This window comes from Acidovorax soli (assembly GCF_900107605.1).
Classification (GTDB): Bacteria; Pseudomonadota; Gammaproteobacteria; order Burkholderiales; family Burkholderiaceae_C; genus Acidovorax; species Acidovorax soli.
The window spans coordinates 1-1,469 of sequence record NZ_FNQJ01000081.1 but is presented as its reverse complement, the minus strand read 5'-3'; the positions used below and the strand labels follow the sequence as shown (position 1 = coordinate 1,469).

Here is a 1,469-nt window from a genome sequence, read left to right as displayed (position 1 = left end):
CACCCCTTTCAAGGTCTTCAGAGCAGACCGCGCTAAGCTGCTGATTACTATTGAAATCGGGAGCAAAAAATCTGGCAGGCTGTTGTTGAAAGATTCGAACGTCACGCGCCGGCAAGCGTGATGGCGCGCTTGGCACTGGAGCGGGCACTTCCTGCAGATTGGATCGACGAGGTGTTTGACGAACACCGCCAGCGCCAGTACCCGCGCGAGTTGCTGTTCTCCACCGTGGTGGAACTCATGACGTTGGTGAGCTTGGGGCTGCGGCCATCGCTGCACGCAGCGGCGCGCCAGATGGATGAGCAGCTTCCGGTGTCGCTTGCCGCCCTGTACGACAAGGTCAATCGAACGGAGCCGGAGATCCTGCGCGCGCTGGTGCAAGGCAGCGCCCAGCGACTGGCGCCGGTGGCAGGCGCGCTGAGCGCTCAGTCCAGCTTGCCGGGTTGGCAATTGCGCGTGTTCGATGGCAACCACCTGCCGGCCAGCGAGAAACGGCTGGGCGCGCTGCGTGGGTTGCGTGGCGCGGCGCTGCCGGGCCATACGCTGGTGGTCTACGACCCGGACAGCGCTCTGGTGTGCGACATCGCCTCGTGCGAGGACGCCTACGAGAGCGAGCGAGCTGTCGTGATGCCACTGTTGGAGCAGGCACAGCCCAAGCAGGTATGGATGGGAGATCGGCACTTCTGCACCCACGCCATCTTGCAACGCCTGGAGCAGGCCGGTGCGGGGTTCATTGTGCGCGAGCATTCGCGCCATCCGAGGCTGGCAGGGGTGGGGCGCTGGAGTCGGTACGTGCGCATCGACACCGGCCGGGTACGCGAGCAGCGCATCGACATGGCGCTTGAGCTCGATGGCGATGACCTGGCGGAGCAAGGCGGCACGAGCTGGCGGCGCATCGAGATCGCGTTGGATGAGCCCACCGAATCGGGCGACGACACGATTGGCCTGTGGAGCAATCTGCCCGCGAGCATCGATGCAGCCACGATCGCCAGGCTGTACCGCAAGCGCTGGCGCATAGAGGGCATGTTTCAAAGGCTGGAGTCAGTGTTGCACAGCGAGATCAAGAGCCTTGGCCACCCGAGAGCGGCCCTGCTGGGCTTCGCAGTGGCGGTGCTGGCCTACAACGTTCTGGCGCTGCTGCAGCGCGTGGTGGAGCAGGCACACCGCGCAAGCAACCCCACGTTGGAAGTTTCCACTTACCACCTTGCGCAGCACATCAAGAGCGGCTACGAGGGGTTGACCATTGCGTTGCCGCCAGAGCACTGGCCCCGCGTCAGTGAAGACGATGATCCCAATGTCTTGCTCGACAGGCTGTTGCGTCTGGCTCGCCGCATCGCGCCCAAACAGGTTGCCACGAGCAAGCGCGGGCCGAAGATCGAGAACGGCAAAGGCTATGTGGACGGCAAGACCGCTCGATCTCATGTCTCCACTGACCGGGTGCTCAAGGGGACGACTACACCTTGAAAGGGGTG

General features: G+C 63.8%; 1 protein-coding gene. It reads left to right on the top strand.

Annotated elements, in window-relative coordinates; all coding sequences use genetic code 11:
• The first annotated feature begins 120 nt into the window (after positions 1-120).
• The gene (locus BLW02_RS19405) at positions 121-1,461 is read left to right on the top strand and encodes an IS4 family transposase (RefSeq protein WP_092701775.1); all 1,341 of its coding nucleotides are present in this window, start codon (positions 121-123) and stop codon (positions 1,459-1,461) included.
• Positions 1,462-1,469 lie beyond the last annotated feature (8 nt).

What these genes read in the sequence shown, in the direction of transcription:
- BLW02_RS19405 (WP_092701775.1), top strand. Translation starts at nt 121, where the DNA reads ATGGCGCGCTTGGCACTGGAGCGGGCACTTCCTGCAGATTGGATCGAC.